This window comes from Vibrio chagasii (genome assembly GCF_024347355.1).
Classification (GTDB): domain Bacteria; phylum Pseudomonadota; class Gammaproteobacteria; order Enterobacterales; family Vibrionaceae; genus Vibrio; species Vibrio chagasii.
Genome location: NZ_AP025465.1, coordinates 2,777,047 through 2,800,993, shown reverse-complemented (window position 1 = coordinate 2,800,993; position 23,947 = coordinate 2,777,047). Strand labels below are relative to the sequence as shown.

Sequence of the window (23,947 nt, the reverse complement as noted above, 5' to 3'; positions counted from 1 at the left end):
TCCCTGTTTCTGGATTCAGGTCGCTCCTAGCGAAATTTGGAACGAAAAATCCCCTGACGACGAGCGCCATACTTTCAATTGAGAGTCTGGGGATTTTTATAAGCGGCGTAAGAGATTACGCCGCAAGGATTGAACGAATACTTATTTGACTGGTTTTAGGTCCAGTACATGAAGTAAACGCTCTGGAATACCAGCCCAAATTTGTGGGCGGCCTTTTGGATTTTCTTCGTTCCACCAACCAGTGAAGCGAGTTGTGTTGTATTGGTACATGTAAGCACCAGACATCACAGGGATTGTCACTTGGTCTGCAGCGATGATTTGCTGGATACCGTGTGCAATGTCTAGCTGTTCGTTCTTGTCAGCTGTTTTGTAGAAGCTGTTTAGAAGACCATCTAGTTTGTCGTTTTTGTAGAAGTGCATGGCAAAACGAGGCATACCGTCACCAGATTGTAGTGATGAGTTGTAAGCACTGTTCCAGTACGTGTATGGATCCGCACCGTGGAAGTAGTTTGTGTATGCTACGTCGTATGTACCCTCCAGCATTGCTTGGTTGTATACAGAGAAGTCTGGCGTACGAGCTTTTGCTTTGATGCCCACTTCGTTTAGCTGCTCTACCGCTAGTTGAACTGTGTTGTTGAAGTCAGTCCAGCCGTTTGGCGACTGGATCATTAGTTCGAAAGACTTACCAGATGGAGTATCAACAAAACCATCGTTGTTTACATCTTTGAAGCCTGCGTCAGCAAGAAGCTTCTTCGCGCCTTCAGCGTTGTAAGTATTAAAGCCTTTGTACTTGTTGTGAGTCTTTTCATCAGACCAAGCTTCGAATGCGTAGCCAAGGCCGGATGCGAAGTCGTTCACTGTACCGCCACCGTAGAATGCGATGTCGATGATAGTTTGACGGTCAAGCGCCATGGAGAAGGCACGACGAAATTCAACGTTGCTTAACGCTTCATGCTTTGCAGCATCTGGATGCTTGAAGTTTACAACGAAAGCTTGTGTACCTGCTGGCGGGTACCAGTAGTGATGTTTAGGGCTGGCTGCCGCGTATGTACGGTCGATATCTGGAACGAAAGAAGACGTCCAGTCCATTTCACTGTTTACGATTTTACCTAGGAATTGGTCGTTATTCGCAATTTGTGGAACACGCAGACAGTCAACATCTAGGTTGTCTGCATCCCAGTAATTAGGGTTTGCACACTGGATATATAGTTGCGCAGTAAATGTATCAATTTCTGTAAATGGACCAGAACCTACCGGATTTTCATTGGTAAACGTTGATGGATCTTTAACGTCTTTCCAGATGTGCTTTGGTACTACAGGTACTTTAGCAATCTCGTAAGGCGCATTCGAGTTGGCTTCTGCTAGTGTGAATTTAACTTGATAGTCGTTAAGTTTTTCTACGGAAGTTACCCAAGAGTTGATACCAGATTGGTCAAGTTCTGGTCTCTCTTTTACAAGGTTGAAAGAAAAAACAACATCATCAGCAGAAAAAGTTTCTCCATCAGACCACTTAACAGCCTTACGAATGTCGAAAACAACACTCGTCAGATCATCTGACATTTTGAAGTTTTCAGCGAGACGGAACACTGGAGTGTTACCGTGCATTTCGTTAAATACAACTAATGGTTCGTAGAGGAAATCCCAAGTTGTATGTAAATGAGTTGCGCCTAAATACGGGTTAAAGTTACGTACAAAGGTAGTGAACTCCTTAGGGTGAATAGTCAGTTCGCTGCGTTCTGCAGCTGTTGCTACTGATGCAAAACCTGTTGTAGCAGTTGCAATAATTGCTGTTGCTAGGGCTGTTTTTTTTATATTGGCAAGCATAGCTGTTCCTTACTATTTGCTTTCATTTCACTAATGGATTGAATGTTATCTATCGCTAATTGGTTAGTAGATACACACTCTGGTTAAAGGCCTACCTCTTCTTCTTCGTTGCTCCAGATTCATCGCTGTTTCTGAGAAGTGGTAAGAGTGGCCTGTAGGCCTTTGGCAGGAGTAAGAAAACACCTTATCGATGAATTAATCAAACTCGTTTCCCGTCAAAAACGTTAAAAACAGATAACCTCACGTCATTAACGTCAAAATAGGGCGCTCTGGTGGTTTTTCGTCCGTAATTGTTAAGGTGATGTGACTCGCAACTAGTTAGTTGTTGAACATTGCGTGTGAGTGGTTACTTACATTTTGTGTTTTTAAATATGGTGGTTGTTTCTAATTTAATCTAATTGTAGATCTTGGTCACTTACTAATTTCACGTTAAATTTTCCGAGAAAATTAAATCTGCCGTTCTGTTGTGACTCGCTTCTCAAACTGCAACAAATAGTCAGGTTACGGTTAGAATCGGTGGAGAATAGAGCGAAAATCGGTAGCTGATGCCGATACTCATTACGTCGAAATAGCATGATATTTCTCTTGTTTAAAGCTGTAAAAGAAGTGGGAGTGAACGGCTCTAATTGTGCTTTTTACGACTATTATACGTACAAAAAAGCCCACGTAAGGTGGGCTAATAGAGTGATGTTAGTTCAGGGTTAACTGGTCAGTAACTTCTGTAGTTTGTCTCTGAGCATCTCAATGTGCGTTCTCTCTGGTGTCTGTTCTTTACAGTGTTCGAGAATGAACTCGATAGAGCTTAGTACTGTTCGCCAGCGAGGTGTTTTAGGCAGCGTTTCTACACGTAGGTATTTGTCTAACGTTCGCGTTTGTAGTGTGCTTCTGTCTAGATAAACGCGCCATAAGCCACTCTTCTCTGCGAACGCAAACTTGGTTTCTCCGGTAACCGATTCCCAGTATAGGATGGCGTTGCTCATCGCGTCGACTAAGACTTCACGCATTAACTCTTGCTTGTTTTTACCTTCTCCTGTGGCTTTATCTGCTAAGCGTGTAAACTCTCCGCCTAGTTCTTTCAGCTGCTGAAGCTTGTCCTTATCACCTTCAAAGGCATAGCTAGAAAGCGCTTCAACAGCCGTCTCAAGGTTATTGATACGGTTTGAGTTAACGCCACCGCCAACATTGAATATGTACATGGTGTCTAGCCCTGAGCCTTCAGGTAACTTGAGGATGTCACTCGGTATGCGCTGACGAGTGTCATCTATATAGATGTCGATATCGCCACAGTAGTGTGCTTGTTCCACTCTCAGGTATTTAGGCGCGATGATTTCGTCGGCCATTGAGCGCTTAAGTTGCTCTTGTCCGCGCCTAAAGAGTTTAGCTGCCGCTTCGTTGGCAAAGCGAATACGTTGGTCATCACGAATGCAGATGATGGCCTCTGGTGCAGATTCTAGCTGCTCGAGTAAACGTCCTTGAGTTTCTAGCAAGTTAGCTTCAACCATCGCTCTGTGCTTGAGCTCTAGTTGTAGTTGGTCGTTCTCAAGGCGTCTCTGCTCAGCTTTACTTGCTGATAGATGTGCTGTGATTCGAGCTGATAGCTCTTGTTTGTTGAATGGCTTAGACAAATAGTCATTAGCGCCAGCTTCGAAGCCGCGTACACGGTCTTCTGCTTGGTTGAGCGCGGTCAGCATTATGATCGGTAGTTGCGCATGGTCATATTGCTTACGCAGTGTTTCACACACTTGATAGCCGCTCATGCCCGGCATCATGATATCGAGGAGCAATAGTTCTGGCTTCTCTTTTTCAATCAACTCGATGGTTTCAGGGCCATCGCAGGCTGTACGTACTCGATAGCCTTCTAGTTTCAAGAAGCTGTCTAGTACACGAAGGTTAACGGGTTCATCATCCGCGATAACCAGCAGTGGACCATCAGGGTTCTCATTGATGACGCTGTTTTCTTGCTGTGTGTTATCAATCAAGTCAGGCGCTTTGAAGTGTGAGTAGCTACCTGATTCGTTGTAGTTTTTAAGTTCTTCTTCTGTCGCCAGAGGCAGAGTAAAACTGAACGTAGTACCTAGCATTGGCTGGCTACTTACGTATAGCGAACCACCCATTAATTCAATTAACTGGCGACTGATCGATAAGCCAAGGCCTGCACCTTGGCGATAGTTACTGGCGTCTTGGCCTGCTTGAATCAGGGGTTCGAAGATATGTTCAAGATACTCTGCTGGTATGCCTTGACCAGTATCGACCACTTGCACACGAATGTTGTCGTCGATTACGCTCGCAGAGATAACGATTTTACCTTCTGATGTGTACTTGATGGCATTGCCGACCAAGTTATACATCACCTGCTCAAGGCGCTGAGGATCGGACGATACTAGCCCTAAATCACTCGGCACTTGGTTAATAATACGAATCGGTTTATTGCCCAACAGGTGATGAGATAGCTCAAGCACCAAGCTGGTGGCAGCAGACAGATCAACCGCAGATTTCTTAATGTCCAAGCTACCGTAACGCATCTTGTGATAATCAAGCAGATCATCAACCAAGGTTGCTAGTCGCTGACCACTGTTGATGATGATATCCAACTGGTATTTCTGGTTCGCCGGAATAGGGCCATTCGCACCCGATATCAATGCTTCAGCAATACCAACCATACCATGCAGTGGTGTTCTCAATTCGTGTGAGGTGGTTGCTAAGAATTCATCTTTGAGTTTGTTGGCGAGCTGCAACTCATCATTTTGTTTCTGAATGGTCTTAAGGTTGTCCTCAAGTTCATCATTTTGATTTTTGATCAGCTGCATCTTGTCACGAATTGAACGTTGCATTCGCTCAAAGCTGACAGCCAAGCGACCGATTTCGTCTTTGCGCTCTGTATTGATCATGGTTTCATCAAGGTCACCGGCAGAGACTTTCTCGGCTGCCCATGTCAGTTTAAGCAGCGGGGAGGTGATGAAGTTTGATAAATAGTGCGATGCAACCACCACTAGAATGATGGCGGTGAGCATGACGATAACAAAGATCTTTTCTAGCTGGTGAATACGTGCGAAGGCTTCTTTTTCTGGAAGCTCAACGACCAAAGCCCAAGTGGCGTACTTAAGCTCAATAGGTGTATAGGCCGCAATGATGGCTTGATTCTGGGTGTTATCGAATGTGCCAACAGCGGTTTCGCCTGCTAGTGCTTTGTCCACTACATCTAGGCTTAGATTTATAGATTCTTGCGAATGAGCGAGGCTACGAGGTAAGTGGTCACTACCAACGAGCAAAGTTTGAATGTTTGAGCTCTTGTTTAGATCGGCAATCAGCTTAGTGATGCCGTTGATTGGCAGCCTAAACATCGCGTAACTGTGTAAGTAACCTTGCTGCACGATAGGTGCGCCTAACCATGCCGTCTGTTTACCGTTCTCGTCCTTAAAGTCAGAGACAATAACTGGTGTGTAATCTTCATTTGACTTGCGTCGGTCTGTGACGTCTTTAGCCAGGCGCTTGAAAGTAACACCTAGGTTTGAGTCCTTGTACTTACCAGTCAGCAAGTTAGTGCCGTAATCGTCATTTTTGAAGACGGAGTAAGCAACGTTACCGTTGATATCAACCAATAAAATATCGTCAAAATCGGAGCGCTTAAGCAACTCTAGATAGGCGTTATGATAGCGCTTATGCAGTAGGCGATAACGTTCACTACCAATATAGCTGCTTGATTCTGGAAGAATGGATGTTTTGATCTGATCACCAGAACCTTGGATATAACGTTGCTGAGCATTGTTGCGAGCTTCGTCAATATCCAAGCCTAGGCGTTGGAAGGCATTGATTAAGCCATAGAAGCGTCCGCCACTGGCATTGGCTAGTTCTGAGCGAACAAAGCCCATGACTTGGGATTCTTGAGCCTGTAGGTAGTCGACAATCTGTTGTTGCTTAGTATCACGAACAGAAACAAGGTGCGAAGTACTTTGTTCCTGAAGATCCTGACTGTGCGATTGGAGGAAAAATATCGCGATAAGTGTCACTGGAGTAATACTAAGGACAAGAAATGCCAGCATTAGGGTGTTTTGAAGGCGCTTAAACTTCTGCTTACGATAAAATCTAAACATAAATTGGGTACTACTTTCCTTTGATGTACTGCTAAAAGGGGCGAAAACAAGTACAGAGAATAGAATTAATGGTTTCCAATTTAACGAAATTAACGAGTTTTTTTACTTTGACAAGTAAGTGGTATTTAAAGCGTGTGCAAAAGCTCACTTTTATAGACTTTTGACAAAAATATGAACAGACAGCGCAGATAATGACCCTGCGCTGTGCTAGAGAGGCTACTTGTTTGCGTGGTAGATCGCGAATTTGGTGGTCTTATTTAGAGTCGCGCATTTTCCAAATGCTTGCTCAATAATTGGGATGTATTTTAAGAAGCTGTTGGCAACAATGATCAGCTCACCAGAACGGTTTAAATACTGTGGAGCCTGCGCCAGAAGGGTTTCTGTTGCACTGTAGCTCGTATCCAAGCCCGAGTGGAATGGTGGGTTGCTGATAATGAATTGATAGTCTTGCGCTGTATCAGAGTAGACATCAGAAGCGAAAACTTTGCCCGTTAAGCCGTTCGCTTCCAAAGTTGCTTGGCTAGACGCTACTGCAAACGCACTGATGTCGCACATCTCAAGTTCAATATCAGGATTGCGAGAGGCCATTACTGCACCGAGTACACCGGCACCGCAACCGAAGTCCAACACTTTGCCCTTCAACGTTGGTAATGTATCTAGCAGAAGCTGGCTACCGACATCAAATTCACCATGGCTAAATACACCTGGCAGGCTTTTTACGGTAAGTGACTGCTCACCAATGTTCACCGTGTAAGTTTTAAACCAGTCTTGCAGGTTAAAAGCGGCTGGTTGCTCAAAGCATTGACCCCAGTAGAAAGAGCAACGACGCGCTGAATCGTATTTTACGACCTTACCGTAAGCGGCAAACATCTTCTCAATGCTTTTCACGCCAGAGCGGTTCTCACCAACCACAACAATCTCAGTATCTTTGCCTAGTTTGGCAAACAGCATCGCCAGCAAAAACTCAGCTTCAGCTTTTGCTTTTGGCCAGTACAGCATCACTAAGTCAGCTTTGGTCTCTTCGGTAAACTCAGCACCGTAAAAACGTTGAATAGCGCTGTAGCCTTCAAGCTGACGGTAGTAGCTGTAGTTTGAAGTAAATACAGAAACAGACTCACAGTGTTTTGCTAACTCAACAGGAAATAAGTCTTCAGCCTCACCGGCAACTAAAACATGTTTGCCTTCAAAGTAGGCAAGTTGGCGCTCAGCAATCTGGCTTGGGGCAATATAAGCTGACATAGGACACTCTATTGAATTGTTAGCAAAAAATGAGGGCGGATTCTCGCATAATCCGCCCAAAGCTTGAAGTGTTTAATACTCGTTCGGCAAGTAAGTGATTGAAGAGCGGTTTAACTCTTGTCTTGCTGATTTAAAAAGTCCTTAAACTCTTCATCGTAGATGTTAAATAGAACAATGGTAATCGCAAAAATCAGCGGGCCGTAGATAAGACCAATCAGTCCGAATAGTTGGATACCACCCAGTAGCGAGAAGAAAATCATCAGGGTGTTCATACCCGCACTGCCTTGCATTAACAGTGGTCGTAGTAGGTTATCTATCGAACCAACAATTGCCACGCAGTAAACCGTTAGGAAGATAGCCCAAGTCGTGTCACCGGTTAAGAACAAGTAAGCCGCCGCTGGGATCCAGATTAGCGCAGTACCGACCACCGGGATGAAAGAGGCAAAGCCCATCATGGTGCCCCAGAACAGTCCTGGGAAGCCAGCAATCCACATACCGAAACCACCAGCTATACCTTGTGCGATTGCAGTTAGGAATGACCCCATCACTGCTGATTTTGATACTTGCTCAATTTCAGCGAGAAGTTTGTCTTCTTGGCTGCGAGACAGAGGAAGAATGTGGCGAACCACACTGATGATTTTGTCATGGTCTCTAAGTAGGAAGAACAGAACGAACAGCATCAAGAAGAAGTCCATCAAGAAGTTGGTCGCATCACCAAGGATCTTCGCACTAATGCCGACAAGCTTAGAGCCAAAGCTTGTCGCGAACTCACCAACTTTCTGTGCGATAGCTTTCGGTTCAATGTTATCGAAAGGCAGGTAGTTATTTACGAACGACAGCGCTTTAACCACGATAGGGTGCTCAAACAGGGTTTGAATACCGCCATGGGTTACCCATTGATAGGTGTTTTGAGAAAATAGAGAGCCTTGTTGCACGATCGCTGCAAACACCGCCAATAGAGGGATAACGATAATAAAAGTTAGAATCACACACGAAAGCAATGAGACTAGGTTTGCTTTATTTGGTATCTTCTTTTCAAGCCACTCATGGATAGGAAACATCAACAGTGAAATGATGAAGGCCATCACGATTGAATTAACGTATGGTTCTATAAGTAAGTAACAAGCATAAGCTGCAACGAGCAGCGCAATGATGATTACCCAGTGACTGGAATTGATTTTAATTTTTTCTGACACGGTAATGGTCTCTATATTTGCGTTCTGAGTTTATAATGGCTGCAAAACAGAGAGTTAGCAATGAGGAGTTTTGATTATGGGATGCTGTAATAAAGATAAGAAATGCCAAGATGAAGAGCAGCAAACGAAAAAAGAGCTCCCTTGGTTCAGAATGTTCCTTGGTACGCTGATGCTGTTGGTTTTCCTGTTCTGGGAACGTTAAGCGCTTTGCCGACATAGGATGACGGATGTGAAAGGGAGGTTCCCTTAAAAAAGCTGAGTGCCATCCATTAAAAAGGGCTGCGTTAATGCAGCCCTAAATTCAATCAGTTAGCGGCTTATCAGCGCTTATGATTATTTGCTTTCTGCAGCAATGATCGCAAGAGAGCGGTCAGCGGCTTCTAGTGTCGCATCAATCTCTTTTGAACCGTGAGCAAGCGATGTGAAGCTCGCTTCGAATGCTGAAGGCGCAAGGTACACACCGTGATCTAGCATCAGGTGGAAGAAGCGCTTGAAGCGTTCTACATCACACTTAGTTACATCTTCGTAGCAAGTTACTGTTTCTTGCTCAGTGAAGAAGAAGCCAAACATGCCACCAACTTGGTGTACTAGCATTGGGATGCCGTGCTTGTCAGCAAGTTGCTTGAAGCCATTCGCTAGCTGCTTAGTTTTTGATGCTAGACGCTTCTCGTTGCCTTCTTCACGTAGAAGGTTCAGACATGCATAGCCTGCAGCCATTGCTACTGGGTTACCAGAAAGAGTACCCGCTTGGTAAACTGGGCCTGTTGGTGCGATGTATTGCATCACGTCTTTACGACCACCAAAAGCACCGACTGGCATACCGCCACCGATAACTTTACCAAGACACGTTAGGTCTGGCTTGATGTTGTAGTAAGCCTGCGCACAGCCTTCAGCCACACGGAAACCTGTCATCACTTCATCAAAGATCAGTAGCGCGCCTTCTTGGTCACAGATCTCACGTAGACCTTCGTGGAAGCCTTCTACTGGTGGGATACAGTTCATGTTGCCCGCTACAGGTTCAACGATGATACAAGCGATCTCACCTTTGTTTGCTTCAAACAGCTCACGTACAGAGTCTAGGTTGTTGAATGTCGCCGTTAGTGTGTGCTTAGCGAAGTCTGCTGGTACGCCTGGAGAGCTTGGCTGACCTAGAGTCAAAGCGCCAGAACCTGCTTTTACAAGTAGGCTGTCTGCGTGGCCATGGTAGCAGCCTTCAAACTTAAGAATTTTGTCACGACCAGTAAAGCCACGAGCAAGGCGAATCGCGCTCATGGTTGCTTCAGTACCTGAGCTAACCATACGTAGCTGTTCCATTGAAGGAACCATCTCAGACACAAGCTCAGCCATTTTGATTTCAGTTTCAGTTGGAGCACCGAAGCTAAGACCACGTTGAGCCGCTTCAATTACTGCATCACGGATAACCGCGTGGTTGTGACCAAGGATCATTGGACCCCAAGAGCCAACGTAATCGATATATGCTTTACCATCAGCATCAAAAATAAGTGGGCCATCAGCGCGTTCAACGAAGATTGGAGAACCACCTACGCCATTGAATGCACGAACTGGAGAGTTTACGCCACCAGGAATAGTTTGCTGTGCTTTTTCGTACAGCTCTGCTGATTTGGTCATTGATATATCCTCTTTTGACTGTCGGACCAATTGGCAGGCATTGTACCTATCCATAATCCAACTAGGAATGGTTTCGCTGATATAATCGCCCGAATCTGATTGTTTTGTGTGGTTGCACATTCATTTTGTTTTTATTTGATGAGTTTTTAGCAGGAAAAACGGCGATCAGGTGGTGAATACTTGAACGTTTCAGTCAGGTATTGGATAATCAGCAGAATATAAGAAAACACTCAACAACTATGGTCTCGAATTAGATTTGTATCATGTTGTTTTTGACACAGGTAAGAGAGGTTGTCGTGAGCGAAGCAAATATCCCATTGTCTTTTTCTGATGCAGCAGCTACCCGCGTACAAACGCTGATTGCTGAAGAAGAAAACCCAGAACTAAAACTGCGTGTATACATTACAGGTGGTGGTTGTAGTGGTTTCCAATACGGCTTCACATTCGATGAAAAAGTAAATGATGGCGACACTACGATTGTAAATAGCGGTGTAACACTGGTTGTTGACCCAATGAGCCTACAATACCTAATGGGTGGCGTGGTTGACTACACAGAAGGCCTAGAGGGTGCACGTTTCTTCGTAAACAACCCTAATGCCACAACAACATGTGGTTGTGGCGCATCATTTAGCGTATAGCAATAAAGAAAAAGCTTTCTCTGAAAGCTATATTCGAAACACCGTAAACGCCGGACTTATGTTCGGCGTTTTTGTTTTTTATCCCCTTCACTTTTACTTCCTTTAGTACACGGCATATTTTTTTAAACTGTCGATAACGTCCTCAACTTTATTTCTCCTGTCCTGTTAATATTACTTATTTGTATCAGTACATCTCTTGTGACGCTGTTGCGTCAATTAATGCACCTAATGCACCTAATGCGCCAGAAAAGGATTTGCTATGCCCACTCTATTTTCTAACTCGCCACTTTTTCAGAAACTTAAGCAGCCGTGGTTGGTCTCTCTGATTTTAGTCATACTGCTTTCTCTCTGGCTTGGCTTAGGAGTGGGGCAAGCTGAAGAGTCGCCTGAGAAAAAAGCGACTGGGATTCCATTGGCAAAGGTTTCTTACCAAACATTTACCTCATCACCCACCTTTAAGACCATTGATTTATACGGTCGAACAGCGCCAGATCGACATGCGCGATTAGGCGCAGAGGTTGCAGGCAAGGTCGTCAGGCTCAACGTTGCTAAGGGTGATACTGTAAAAGCAGGACAAGCCATTGCTCAGATCGATAAAGGCGACTTGGAAATACAGTTAGAGCGGGCATCGGCTCTGTATCGCCTCAAACAGAAAGAATTTAAAGCGGCGCAGTCACTGAAGAAAAGAGGGCTACAAGGGGAAATTGCTTACACTACCGCTGAGGCATCTTTAACTGAAGCGAAAGCCATGATGCGTAATGCGGAGTTGGCATTAAAGAATACTGTTATTACCTCACCTTTCTCGGGTGTGGTTCAAGACTTGATGGTCGAGCTTGGTGATTTCGTTGGCGTTGGCGACCCCGTTGCTGGTGTGATTGACCTTGACCCTCTGGTGATTAAAGCGGATGTCAGTGAGCGTCATATTCAGCACCTGTTAGCCAATCAAGATGCATTGGTTCGTCTACTTGGCAGAGAGGAAGTAGAAGGGCGATTACGTTATGTGTCTCGAATCTCTTCAGCTTCTACTAATACCTTCCCAATCGAAATTGAAATCGATAACTCTGATGGCTTACTGCCCGCTGGTGTCAGTGCTGAAGTAAAACTCAATCTAGAAACAAGAGATGCTATCAAGGTGACACCTGCGATGTTGGCTTTGGATGAGGCGGGTAACCTTGGGGTTAAAACTCTGGTGTCAGTTGATGATGCGCCAAGCGTTAAATTTGTCGGCATACAGCTAGTGAAGGCTGAGCAAGATGGAGTTTGGCTCACGGGCTTAGGTCAACAGGTCGATATTATTACCGTCGGACAAGGCTTTGTACGTGATGGTGATTCGGTGATTGCGGTTGAGCAAGGTGCTGAACTCTCAAATACAGTGGCTGAGTAGGAGATAACTGATGTATTCAATTATTGATGCAGCTTTGTCTCGTGCTCGCACCATGCTTTCTCTGTTGGCGCTGATCTTGGTCGCAGGTGTTATTACTTATATCACGATACCTAAGGAGTCGAGCCCCGATATCACCATCCCGATTATCTATGTTTCAGTTGGGCATCAAGGGATCTCACCAACCGATGCTGAGCGTCTGTTAGTTCGACCTATAGAACAAGAGCTTAGATCCATTGAAGGCGTAAAAGAGATGAATTCAACCGCCGCAGAAGGCCATGCTTCTGTGGTGTTGGAGTTTAATGTTGGGGTTGACCTTACCAAAGCGATGGCCGATGTACGTGACGCCGTTGATCTTGCCAAGCCAAAACTACCAGAAGACAGTGATGAGCCGACGGTTAATGAGGTAACCCTCGCCTCTGAACAACCTGTTCTGTCTGTGGTGTTATTCGGTACTGTTCCTGAACGCACCATAGTGCAAATTGCTCGAGAGCTTGGAGATAAATTAGAGAGCTATCGCCAAATATTAGAGGTCGATATTGCCGGTGACAGAGAAGATATCGTTGAAATTATTGTTGATCCTCTATTGATGGAGAGCTACAGCCTAGATCAAGCTGATATCTACAATCTGATCGCATTGAATAATCGAGTGGTTGCTGCGGGTTTTGTTGATACGGGCTATGGTCGTTTCTCGGTCAAAGTCCCTTCGGTGTTTAACTCCTTAAAGGATGTGCTTGAGTTACCTATCAAAGTGGATGGTAAACAGGTCGTTACTTTTGGTGATGTAGCTACAGTTCGTCGAGCGTTTCGAGATCCGGAGAGCTTTGCGCGTTTAGATGGGAAATCTGCGGTGGTCTTGGATATCAAGAAGCGAGCGGGTGAGAACATCATTGAAACCGTAGACCTGGTGAAAGCGGTAATGGCTGGGGCTCAGCAGCAAGCTGAGTGGCCAAACAATCTGTTGGTTAAATACACTTGGGATGAATCGAAAGATGTGAAGATTATGCTCAATGATCTTCAAAACAACATCTTATCCGCCATCATTCTAGTGGTGATCGTAATCATCGCGATTCTTGGCGTGCGTACTGCTTTGTTAGTCGGCATCTCAATTCCTGGCTCATTCCTCACTGGGTTATTGGTTCTCTCAGTATTTGGGTTAACCGTTAACATTGTAGTGCTGTTCTCTTTGATTATGGCGGTGGGGATGTTGGTCGACGGCGCGATTGTGGTGACTGAATTTGCCGACAGGAGAATGCAAGAGGGAGAAGGACGTAAAGATGCCTATCGAGATGCCGCTAAGCGGATGGCGTGGCCAATTACAGCGTCAACGGCCACCACTTTAGCAGCGTTTGCTCCGTTGCTGTTCTGGCCGGATGTGACGGGCGAATTCATGAAGTATCTCCCGTTAACTCTGATCGCGACTTTAACAGCTTCATTGATTATGGCACTGCTGTTCGTGCCTGTATTAGGTGGCTTGATTGGTAAGCCTCAATACGTATCCCCTCAGAACCAAGCTCGAATGGTCGCCCTGCATAATGGTGATTTTACTCAAGCGACTGGCTTCACCAAGGCGTATTACCACACACTTTCTTTAGCGATTAAGCATCCATTTAAAATTCTGTTTAGTGCGATACTACTCGCGGTTGCAGTAGGCTTTACTTACTCAAAAGCAGGCTTAGGAGCTGAGTTTTTCCCTGAGGTTGATCCGCCATTCTTTAACGTTAAAGTGCGCTCACATGGTGATCTTTCGATTCAAGAAAAAGATGACATCATGCGTGATCTTGAGCAAGTGATGCTGAATCATGAAGAGTTCGACAGCGTTTATACGCGTACCGGTGGTGACGACCAGATTGGTTTGATCTCGATTACGCCTGTCGACTGGCAATATCGCCGTAGCGTGAAAGCGATCATTGAAGAGTTAAAGCAAAAAACCGATCAATACGCTGGTGTCGAGATCGAATACAAGTTCCCCGATGCAGGGCCTCCGGTTGAAAATGACTTGGTGATCGAGCTCTCAGCTAAAACACCGGAGCAGCTTAATCTGGCAGCAAAAATCGTAAGAAGCTGGGCGGATGGTAATCAAACACTGACCAATATCAGCGATACAGCAAGTAAAGATGGTATCGATTGGAAAGTGGATATCCGCCGTGATGATGCCGCGCGTTTTGCCGCTGATGCTACCGTGGTGGGGAATACAGTTCAATTCGTTACCAACGGTCTCAAGATTGGGGATTACCTGCCTGATGACTCATCAGAAGAAGTCGATATCTTGGTGCGTTATCCGAATGATAAAAGGGATATCGGACGCTTCGACCAGCTCAGAGTCAAAACGCCAGCAGGCCTGGTTCCGATAACCAATTTTGCTCAGATCGTTCCAGACCACAAGCAAGACACTATCAAACGCCTTGATGGTAAGCGAGTCGTCAACATCATGGCAGATATGGAAGAAGGGTATAACCTTGCTTTAGAACTGCCAAAGATCGAGCAGGCGTTAAGTGAACTAGGGCTTCCAGATAGCGTAGATTTTCGTATTCGTGGTCAAAATGAAGAACAGGAGAACTCGTCAGCCTTTTTGCAAAGTGCATTCTTAGTAGCACTAGCGGTGATGGCTTTGATTCTTATCACTCAGTTCAACAGCTTCTATCAAGCCTTCTTAATTCTAAGTGCAGTCTTGTTCTCTACGGTTGGCGTATTCGTTGGTCTACTGATCTTCCAACGCCCGTTTGGCATTGTGATGTCGGGGATTGGGGTAATAGCGCTTGCCGGCATAGTCGTGAACAACAACATCGTGTTGATTGATACTTATAATCAGCTCATCAAAAGAGGCATGGACAAGCGAGATGCGATTCTAAGAACCGGTGTTCAGCGTTTAAGGCCAGTAATGCTCACGACGGTTACGACTATCTTAGGTTTAATGCCGATGGTGTTAGAGATGAACATCGACCTGATTAATCAAAAGATAGAGTTTGGCGCGCCAAGTACACAATGGTGGTCACAGCTTGCGACCGCTATTGCTGGTGGTTTGGCGTTTGCCACGGTGCTGACTTTAGTATTAACCCCTTGTTTGTTAATGCTTGGACGGAACAACAAACCTGAAAAACAGTAGCTAGTTGTGATATGTGAGCATAAAAAAGAGCGCCTTGATGGGCGCTCTTTGCATTTTTCTATTTTGCTGTGAAGCTACAAACGCCTAGTTAGTCGCTAGTAACTGACCGTATCGCTCAAGGTTCTTCAATCGAATCTCAGAGTTTGCAATAAAGGTTGCTTTTGCCTTACCCGTTAGAGACTTAGATTGAGGTAACTTCACGGTACGCGCATTCTTGTGAACGCCATTAACTAAGAACTCGTAGTGCAAGTGTGGGCCTGTTACACGGCCTGTGCCGCCCAGAGTACCAATAGTTTGACCTTGCTTAACACGTTGCCCTGTTTTCACCATGCGTTTCTTCATGTGCAGGTACTTAGTGATGTAAGTGTTGCTGTGTCGGATGAACACGTAGTTACCGTTGAACTGGTTGTAACCAGACTTCTGTACGATACCATCACCGGCGGCCCAGATAGGTGTGCCAACTGGGGCTGCATAGTCGGTGCCTCGGTGAGCACGAACCTTACCTGTTACTGGGTGTTTTCGGCGAGGGTTGAAGTTTGATGTTACACGACGAAAATCAATAGGAGAGCGCAGGAAGGCTTTCTTCATCGCTCGGCCGTTTTCGTCGTAGTAGTTACCGCTTTTATCGTCTAATACCGCAGTAAATGAATCACCTTGGTTTTTGAATACAGCTGCCATGATTTTGCCACGACCAATCACTTCGCCTTCAACCACTTTCTCTTGGTATAAGATTTTAAAGCTGTCGTTCTTACGAATATCCAATGCAAAGTCGATATCCCAACCAAAGATACCCGCAAGCTCCATGATTTGGTTAGCGGTTAAGCCTGCACTGACGCCTGCATTCCAGAAGTTAGAGGTAATATTGGCTTCGGCGTAGTTGTATTGGTAAGCGACTTCTTTTTTATCAAAACTTGAAGTGAATGAATCGCCGGATTTGGTGATTTTGAAGCTTTCAAACGCGCTTAGTTGTCGTTTGAGCTGAATAAGGTCGTTGTTTTCATCAAATCCGAATTGCAATACGTCACTAGGTCTTAGGTTCGAGAGCTGCTTTTTAATATCGTTATTGGTATTGAGAAGGTTGAGCAGTAAGCGGTATGAAAGGCCAATACGCTCGAATAAAACAGAAGTGCTTTCGCCAGAGCGAACCGTGTATTTTTCCCAGTTAAGGACAGCCGTTGGTGGCGCGTCATTCGAGCTTACTAGCGCAGAAGCGTCGATGCTCAAAGGGTAGTGTTTTCCTACAACAAGCGCGCCCGTATCGTCACGTAAGCTGTTGACGTCGGGAAGTAAGAAGAGCGCTATGAAAATTATGGCACTAAAAAATGCGATAAAAGCCCGGTGCAATATAGGAAGGCGTGCAAAAATAGACAACATGTTCCGGTTCGTTCTGTAAATATTATGAAAATCGGCGACGGAATAGTGTAACTGGTTTCAAAATACATCGCTATTCAAGTAAGATGTCTAACTATTATATTTTTGCCAAATCTGTGGGAGTGAACAAGAATGGCGAGTATTGAAGCTGCACTAGCCGAGATCAAACGTGGCGTAGAAGAACTAATTCCAGAAGACGAGCTGATTGCTAAATTAAAAGAAGGTCGTCCTTTACGCATTAAACTGGGTGCCGATCCAACGGCTCCAGATATTCACCTAGGCCATACGGTTATCTTTAACAAGCTTCGTGCTTTCCAAGAGCTTGGTCATGAAGTGACATTCCTGATTGGTGATTTCACTGCAATGGTTGGTGACCCATCAGGTAAAAACTCAACGCGTCCACCACTAAGCCGTGAAGACGTACTGAAGAATGCTGAAACTTACAAAGAGCAAGTATTCAAAATTCTAGATCCTGCGAAAACACAAATTCGTTTCAACTCTGAGTGGCTATCTGACCTTGGCGCAGAAGGTATGATTCGTCTTGCTTCTAACCAAACTGTTGCTCGTATGCTTGAGCGTGATGACTTTAAAAAGCGTTACTCTGGTGGTCAACCAATCGCTATCCACGAATTCATGTACCCACTTCTACAAGGTCACGACTCTGTTGCACTAGAGAGCGATGTTGAGCTTGGCGGTACTGACCAGAAGTTTAACCTGCTAATGGGCCGTGAACTGCAAAAAGCAGCAGGTCAAAAACCACAAGCGGTACTGATGATGCCGCTACTTGTTGGTCTAGACGGCGTTAAGAAGATGTCTAAGTCTGCACACAACTACATCGGTATTAGCGAAGCACCAAGCGAAATGTTTGGTAAGATCATGTCTATCTCTGACGATCTAATGTGGAGCTACTACGAGCTACTTTCTTTCCGTCCACTTGAAGAAGTGGCAGAGCTGAAAGCTGGTGTTGAAGCGGGTAAAAACCCACGTGACGTGAAAGTACTTTTGGCTAAAGAGATCATTGCTCGTTTCCACAGTGAAGCGGATGCTGATGCTGCAGAGCAAGAGTTCGTTAACCGCTTTGCTAAAAACCAAGTGCCAGATGATATGCCTGAGTTCGAATTCGAAGCGGGCCTACCAATTGCTAATGTTCTAAAAGAAGCGGGCCTAGTAAACTCGACTTCTGATGCGATGCGTATGATCAAGCAGGGTGCTGCTAAGATCGAAGGCGAGAAAGTTGAAGACAACAAACTGGTACCAGAAGCTGGTACAGCTGTTTACCAAGTAGGTAAGCGTAAGTTTGCTCGTATTACTATCAAGTAATAACGTACATCAATGATTGAATAAAAGGCATCTACGGATGCCTTTTTTATTGACAGAGAATTGACGAAGTCTTTTTAACGGCATTGCTACACTATGCGCGCTGTCGAACTGACAGTAATTTTGGAGATTTTTATGAACAATACCGACCATCCTCCTAGTTTGAATGGAGAAGAATAATCTGTCTCGGTATTGATCTATTGTCCTGCCGTTCAGGTAGGGTATCTTTGTTTTCCCTTCATTATTTTCCACACTCTAGATTCTAACAAGTAGACACATCAGTGCTTTAAGCTCTTGGTGCGCTCAGTTATATGCTTTATGTATCGAGTTCTCCGCTCTTGGTGTACACCGCTTTATGTTTGTGAAGTACTCACTGTAGGCTACTTGTTTTGATGGTCGTTACCTTTGCCAATCGGGAGATTCGCCATGACGGTAATGAACAACACTTTTTTATCTATTGAAGCTCTGTACTCAGAGCAAGACATCCAAGCTGTATCGAATGCATTTCAGCAATACGGGCGTGAACAGCAGGTCAGGCTTTTGAACTGTATGCCGCTTGAAGATGCAGTACTTGTATTAGGGCAATGCTCTCTAAGTACGATTCAAGCTCTACTTAGTGAGTTAGAGGAGCAAGGCTTTGAAAAGCGTTCGCGACATCTAGCTCACCAACTAGGGCTAATCTATTCAGAGGTTGAGCCTCAACAGGGTTACCTTTCTACAGGTGTATTAAGCCATGTTAGACAGCGTATCGGTTGGATTATTGCGCTGGCACTGCTGGGCATCGTTTCTGGGCTTATCATTGCTCAGTATGAAGATATCCTAAGCCAGTTGGTACTGCTGGCTATCTATATGCCAGTTATCGCTGCAGCGGGAGGTAACACGGGAACACAAGCCGCTACTTTGGTGATTAGAGCCTTAGCCACTGGTGAATTGAAAAAACGTCAGTGGGCCAATGTTCTATGGAAAGAGTTTAGAGTGGCTATTTGTTTAGCACTGGCGATTGCCGCGGTAATGATTGGACGTATCTTACTGTTCAGTGAGAACCAATCCACTGGTGGCTATGACATTAATATGATTGCCTTTGCAATCGCTGTTGCTCTGTTTATTCAGGTGACAATATCGACGGTTCTTGGCGGCGGGTTGCCTATCGTGGCTCGTTTGTTCAAGTTGGACCCTGCAGTGCTAGTGAGCCCAGTATTGGCCTCAATAGTAGACATCTCGGGGATGTGGATCTATTTCACTGTCGTGAATGCGTTTTTAGGCATCGCCTAGCGCTTATTAAATAGTAACAGCACTTCGAAAATAAAAAATGGCGCTGAAGATCTTAGATCTTCAGCGCCATTTTTATTGCGTCATAAACCGCTTACAACAAACGGTTTGCTATTTGGACTGGCTCTGTGTTTGGCTGTATTCAATCACATCTTTATAAAAAGCACGTTCAAACTGCGTAATCGGTGCTTCCACTGGTTTGTCTGGATCTTGCTCTTCAGGGAAGTAATCACGAACAAATTGCACAAACAGAGAGTTTGGCTTCCCAGACTCATCCAAACCATATCCCGCCATATTGTAGGTTCCGTACAAAGAACCACTCTTCGCTATGATATTGCTTTGAATCGGCGCTTTCCTCATGCTTTGTCGGTACTTAAGCGTTCCATTCATACCTGATATTGGCATGGCATTGATTAGGTTGAGCTGTGAGTCGTTTTCCCAGATATAACGAAGCACTTTAGCCATGGTCTGCGATCTCATTCGGTTGTTTCTAGATAACCCAGAACCATCAACGAGCTGCGCTTTGCTGAGGTCGATATTCGCTTTGGTCAGCAGTATCTGTTTTATTGCTTCAGTGCCGTTATTGAAACTCCCCGATTGCACATAAAACTTTGCTCCCAAGGTTTTGGTTAGGTTGTCTGCGATCAGGTTATCGGATTTCTTGAGCATAGTATCGAGCAGGTCTGGAAGTTTCGCTGAGTGATGGCTAGCCACTAACGTCGTGTTGTTTGTGCTTTCCTTAGTTCCAATGATCACATCACCCTTTACTTGTATTTTCAGCTCGTTAAGTAGTGAGTTCACCACTTGAGAGGTGTAAAGCTCAGGATTTTGAATGGCGAACTTTAGTGGTAATGGCTTCTTACGTTCCACTAAGCAACCAGAGAGCGTGTACGAGTTATCTGGCGTGGTGATGAGCTCTAAGTCGCACTGGGTAGCTTTTTGTCCAGAGCGCGTAACAGTGGCTGCATTGGTTGTCACGTCTATTGGATAATGGGCTGGAATATAGACGCGAGTGCTGCCGTTATCCTTTGTGTAAATAGAGGCTTGTACACAGTTGCTGTCTAAGGTCATTGCACTAGAAGGCGCGCTGTAACAAACGCCTAGAATGTCCCAAGGCCAACCAACCGCCCGTTGATAGCCGGTATAAGCCGTGTTATCTAGGTATAAGTTGCCTTTGATGGTTCTGGATTGAGACTTAGCGTACTGAGCTAACAGGCTTTTTAGCTGTTCACGTTGCAAGGTTGGGTCGCCGCTAAATGAAATGATTGAATCATTGCCAGAACGAACAATGCTGGTGGTGTAATGAAAGTTGTCGCCCAGCTCTAATTTAGCCGCTAAAGCCGTCACCAGTTTTAACGTACTAGCAGGAGGATAAAACTCATCGCTATTGGAATTAAGCTCGCTCGAATCATCGCTTAACGATTGGAGGAGCAAACTCGTACTACTACCATCGGGCAGTGTATCTAGAGGGGCGTATGCGAAAGCGTCAATAGAGAAAGCGCTAATGGAAAAACTACATAGCAGTAGTGTGGATAGAAGGCGCATAGAAGATTGTCTTGGATGGCTGATGTTTTCAGTATACAGATATAAAAAACGCCCGCTAGAGAGCGGGCGTTTTGATTCTTAATTAACTAATCAATTAGATAATCAGAGTTAGAAGTCGTAACGTAGACCTAGAGCTAGCTCGTCTTCAGAATCTAATTTACCAACTTCTTTCTTGTCTAGTAGGTTGAAGTTGTATGATACGTAGCCACGGAAGTTCGGCTTGAAGTAGTAAGTTGCATCAACCGCTAGGTTGTCAGCAGTATCATTTTTGTTACCAGATGTTTCTTTTTCAAGTTTGTTGTAAGTTGTGCTGAATACAGTTTGGTCTAGTGTATAAGCAGCCGCTAACTCGTAACCTGTTTTGTCAGTCTTGTTAGAACCATCTTTGTCTGTGCCCATTACAACAGTCGCAGCAAAGTATAACTCATTTAACTCGTATGAACCCGCAACCATGTACTCGTCTTCAGATGCATTTTTGCCTTTGTTTTGGTCAGCATAGCCAGCACCTAGTTTGAAGCCAGATGTACCGAAAGCATACACACCAGATAGAGAGTAGCCATCAAACTCTGTTTCAGAGATAGTGCCGTCTTTGTTTTCAATGCGGTCAGAAAAACGGTAGCTCGCTTTTACGCCTAGATCTTGGAATTGGCCTTTGTAAGATAGCATGTTGTCTGCGCGGTCAGCTGTTTCTACTTTGTAAGCAGCACTGTTACCGTGGTAAGCCATGATATCCGTGAAGTCTGTGATTACACCTAGTGCACCGTCGTTCTTACCGTAAGTCACTTCGCCGAATGTACCGCCAAGACCAGCGTATGTGTAACGGTTGTCAATGTCTGAACCGTTATCACCTGTATCTTCATTTGCATCTGCATCTGCAGTAGTGAACTCACCTTCGTAGAAACCAACACCGTATAGGCCGTCTTGGATATCAACTTTACCTAGGAAGTTTAGACGTACACGAGATAAATCGTCAGCTTTTCCATCTTTCATAGATAGACGAGCTTCAGCGCGGCCACCCATGTCTAGAGACGTACCGTCTTGGTTGTATAGTTCTGCCGCGTTAGCGCCAGTAGCAAGAGCTGCAGCAGATACAGCAAGCGCGATCATAGTCTTGTTCATGTTATAATTTCCTAATTACTGTCCATAGAAGTTTTTATTAAGGATTTGAACCCTTTTGTGTATTGCCCGTATTAATCAGGCTTCATAACCATGATTAGAACAGAAGTCTGAAAAATGCCAGTGCAATCCATGGGTTACTTTTTACCTCTAAAGTTCCATTGTCAGTTAGTAAAATGATATAAAACTAAAAAATGAACACTGTTTTATTATATTTGTTGTCATTTAAGGCTTTGTTTTATAGTTATTTTTACAAAAGTGTGATCTGTGTTTATTTTGTTTGTTTTTTGTTTTTTTAGGTATTTATTTGCCGTCTTATTGATTGGGGTGTTGTTATTCATTTTTGTGATGTCTGTAATTTAGACCTAGATACAGCTTTTAAAACGCAAAGTGGAATAAAGATGATTTAGCCATAAAGTTTGTTTACACTAAGCCAAATTGTTTTGTTTCTACTACCCAATAAAATACGTTGGGTGGATTTATGTTGGCCAAAGAAAGCTTTGGCATAGAGGTAAAAAATGGAAAAGGTTCCAATGACAGTACGTGGCGCTCAGCAGCTACGTGACGAATTAGATCGCCTACTTAAGCTACGCCCTGTTATCTCAGCAGCTATTGGTGAAGCACGTGAACTAGGTGACTTAAAAGAGAATGCTGAATACCACGCCGCTCGTGAAGAGCAAGGTATCTGTGAAGCTCAAATCCGTGATATCGAATACAAGCTATCTCTAGCTCAGATCATCGATGTAACCCAAATGGAAAACACGGGTAAGATTATCTTTGGTACAACAGTAACTCTGATTGATGTTGATACAGACGAAGAGTACCGTTACCAAATCGTTTCTGAAGACGAAGCCGATATCAAAACTGGCCGTATCTCAGTGAAGTCACCAATTGCTCGTGGTCTTATCGGTAAGATGGAAGGCGACGAAGTGATGATTTCGACTCCTGGTGGTGATAAAGATTACGAAATTGACAAAGTAGAATATATCTAATTGAATTTTCTTTGTTTCTGATAAGTAAAAAGGTCGCTAAATGCGACCTTTTTCGTTTCTCACGCTACACTAAAAGATAAGCGCACTGGCTATCCCTTTGTGAAGCTAGCTTATTATATGGCTAACTTATTTACGTGGAATCTCGATTTTACGTGCTTCTGACTGACGGAACAGTACTAGAACTTTACCGATAGTCTGTACTTTCTCAGCTTTAGTTTCACGTACAATTGCATCGATAATCAGCTGCTTAGTTTCACGGTCTTCTGATGCAACTTTAATTTTGATCAGTTCGTGGTGGTCTAGAGCTAATTCGATTTCCGCTAGAACAGCTTCAGTAAGTCCATTTGCGCCCATTAGCACTACAGGTTTTAAACTGTGAGCTAGGCCCTTTAGATGCTGCTTTTGTTTGGTACTTAGGTTCATTACGCGGCCAATTTTCTTTACTATTAGGGTTGAAAAAAACCTATTTTAACGCCATCTAATGCTGAAGACTATAATTTATTCGGCAATTAGTACTTTCCTCCACTTTAGGTATCCAATGAGCAAACAGAAACACTCGGCCAGTTCAGGCCGTTGGTTGAAGGAACACTTCGACGACAAGTACGCAAACGAAGCAAGAAAGAAAGGCTATCGCTCACGTGCTTATTTCAAAATGGAAGAGATTCAAACGAAAGATAAATTGCTGTCTCCAGGGATGACCGTTGTGGATTTAGGTGCAGCGCCTGGTGGTTGGTCTCAATATGCTGCTAAGATTGTTGGAGACAACGGACAAATCATTGCGTGTGACTTGTTACCAATGGATCCGATTGCTGGCGTTAGCTTCTTACAAGGCGATTTTCGCGAAGACGCTGTTCTTGAAGCCTTATTGGAACGTATACAACCAAACATGGTTGATGTCGTGATGTCAGATATGGCACCTAATATAGCGGGCAACAACTCTGTAGATCAGCCTAGAGCTATGTATTTAGTTGAATTAGCTTTGGATATGTGTCGACAAGTTCTAGCTACCGATGGTAGTTTTATTGTAAAAGTATTCCAAGGCGAAGGGTTTGATCAATACGTTAAAGACGTCCGTGAGATGTTTAAAACGGTGAAAGTCAGAAAACCCGACTCTTCTCGAGCTCGTTCTCGTGAAGTGTTTATCGTAGCCACTGGTTACAAAGGTTAACGATTCTCTTCCAAGAGTGAGAGTTAACAATATGGCTACAGGTTACAAACTGTAGTACCCTACCT

At 44.5% G+C, this 23,947-nt stretch carries 17 protein-coding genes; 8 read left to right on the top strand and 9 right to left on the bottom strand.

Features of this window, described 5'->3' with window-relative positions:
- Positions 1–141: 141 nt before the first annotated feature.
- From OCV52_RS12770 to OCV52_RS12755, 4 genes are all read right to left on the bottom strand, one after another.
- On the bottom strand, positions 142–1,824 hold the full coding sequence (locus OCV52_RS12770; protein ID WP_137407254.1) for an ABC transporter substrate-binding protein: 1,683 nt from the start codon (positions 1,822–1,824) through the stop codon (positions 142–144).
- Positions 1,825–2,525: 701 nt separating this feature from the next.
- Positions 2,526–5,915, bottom strand: coding sequence for a response regulator (locus tag OCV52_RS12765; RefSeq protein WP_137407255.1), 3,390 nt, complete (start codon positions 5,913–5,915; stop codon positions 2,526–2,528).
- A gap of 216 nt (positions 5,916–6,131) precedes the next feature.
- Positions 6,132–7,154, bottom strand: a complete 1,023-nt coding sequence (rsmC, locus tag OCV52_RS12760) for a 16S rRNA (guanine(1207)-N(2))-methyltransferase RsmC (protein WP_137407256.1) — start codon at positions 7,152–7,154, stop codon at positions 6,132–6,134.
- 110 nt (positions 7,155–7,264) lie between these two features.
- A complete protein-coding gene (locus OCV52_RS12755; RefSeq protein ID WP_137407257.1) occupies positions 7,265–8,350 on the bottom strand; it encodes an AI-2E family transporter in 1,086 nt (361 codons plus the stop codon).
- 76 nt (positions 8,351–8,426) lie between these two features.
- On the opposite strand from OCV52_RS12755, the gene OCV52_RS12750 reads away from it, so the two are divergent.
- On the top strand, positions 8,427–8,552 hold the full coding sequence (locus OCV52_RS12750) for a hypothetical protein (protein ID WP_019824360.1): 126 nt from the start codon (positions 8,427–8,429) through the stop codon (positions 8,550–8,552).
- A 131-nt stretch (positions 8,553–8,683) separates the two neighbouring features.
- On the opposite strand, the gene hemL is transcribed toward OCV52_RS12750, so the two are convergent.
- A complete protein-coding gene (gene hemL / locus OCV52_RS12745) occupies positions 8,684–9,979 on the bottom strand; it encodes a glutamate-1-semialdehyde 2,1-aminomutase (protein ID WP_102425339.1) in 1,296 nt (431 codons plus the stop codon).
- A 296-nt stretch (positions 9,980–10,275) separates the two neighbouring features.
- On the opposite strand from hemL, the gene erpA reads away from it, so the two are divergent.
- The 3 genes from erpA to OCV52_RS12730 all read left to right on the top strand — a co-directional run bounded on the left by erpA (position 10,276) and on the right by OCV52_RS12730 (position 15,104).
- Positions 10,276–10,617: an iron-sulfur cluster insertion protein ErpA gene (gene erpA / locus OCV52_RS12740; RefSeq protein ID WP_004738231.1), complete on the top strand. Its 342-nt coding sequence runs from the start codon at positions 10,276–10,278 to the stop codon at positions 10,615–10,617.
- Between the two features lie 259 nt (positions 10,618–10,876).
- Positions 10,877–12,001: an efflux RND transporter periplasmic adaptor subunit gene (locus tag OCV52_RS12735; RefSeq protein ID WP_137407258.1), complete on the top strand. Its 1,125-nt coding sequence runs from the start codon at positions 10,877–10,879 to the stop codon at positions 11,999–12,001.
- A 10-nt stretch (positions 12,002–12,011) separates the two neighbouring features.
- Positions 12,012–15,104, top strand: coding sequence for an efflux RND transporter permease subunit (locus OCV52_RS12730; RefSeq protein ID WP_137407259.1), 3,093 nt, complete (start codon positions 12,012–12,014; stop codon positions 15,102–15,104).
- A gap of 84 nt (positions 15,105–15,188) precedes the next feature.
- On the opposite strand, the gene OCV52_RS12725 is transcribed toward OCV52_RS12730, so the two are convergent.
- A complete protein-coding gene (locus OCV52_RS12725; RefSeq protein ID WP_137407260.1) occupies positions 15,189–16,478 on the bottom strand; it encodes a peptidoglycan DD-metalloendopeptidase family protein in 1,290 nt (429 codons plus the stop codon).
- 129 nt (positions 16,479–16,607) lie between these two features.
- On the opposite strand from OCV52_RS12725, the gene tyrS reads away from it, so the two are divergent.
- Positions 16,608–17,795 carry a tyrosine--tRNA ligase gene (gene tyrS / locus OCV52_RS12720; RefSeq protein WP_137407261.1) on the top strand — a complete coding sequence of 396 codons (1,188 nt, stop codon included), beginning with the start codon at positions 16,608–16,610 and terminating at the stop codon, positions 17,793–17,795.
- Positions 17,796–18,218: 423 nt separating this feature from the next.
- On the top strand, positions 18,219–19,064 hold the full coding sequence (locus OCV52_RS12715; protein ID WP_061032502.1) for a magnesium transporter: 846 nt from the start codon (positions 18,219–18,221) through the stop codon (positions 19,062–19,064).
- 108 nt (positions 19,065–19,172) lie between these two features.
- Here the strand turns inward: OCV52_RS12715 and dacB are convergent, their stop codons facing one another.
- Positions 19,173–20,606: a serine-type D-Ala-D-Ala carboxypeptidase gene (gene dacB / locus OCV52_RS12710; protein WP_017106932.1), complete on the bottom strand. Its 1,434-nt coding sequence runs from the start codon at positions 20,604–20,606 to the stop codon at positions 19,173–19,175.
- A gap of 108 nt (positions 20,607–20,714) precedes the next feature.
- Complete coding sequence (locus OCV52_RS12705; RefSeq protein WP_017106933.1) at positions 20,715–21,725, bottom strand: porin; 1,011 nt, start codon at positions 21,723–21,725, stop codon at positions 20,715–20,717.
- Between the two features lie 515 nt (positions 21,726–22,240).
- On the opposite strand from OCV52_RS12705, the gene greA reads away from it, so the two are divergent.
- Positions 22,241–22,714: a transcription elongation factor GreA gene (gene greA, locus OCV52_RS12700; protein ID WP_008222155.1), complete on the top strand. Its 474-nt coding sequence runs from the start codon at positions 22,241–22,243 to the stop codon at positions 22,712–22,714.
- 126 nt (positions 22,715–22,840) lie between these two features.
- On the opposite strand, the gene yhbY is transcribed toward greA, so the two are convergent.
- On the bottom strand, positions 22,841–23,137 hold the full coding sequence (gene yhbY, locus OCV52_RS12695) for a ribosome assembly RNA-binding protein YhbY (RefSeq protein WP_004738252.1): 297 nt from the start codon (positions 23,135–23,137) through the stop codon (positions 22,841–22,843).
- A gap of 115 nt (positions 23,138–23,252) precedes the next feature.
- On the opposite strand from yhbY, the gene rlmE reads away from it, so the two are divergent.
- Positions 23,253–23,882, top strand: a complete 630-nt coding sequence (rlmE, locus tag OCV52_RS12690; RefSeq protein ID WP_137407263.1) for a 23S rRNA (uridine(2552)-2'-O)-methyltransferase RlmE — start codon at positions 23,253–23,255, stop codon at positions 23,880–23,882.
- Positions 23,883–23,947: the final 65 nt, after the last annotated feature.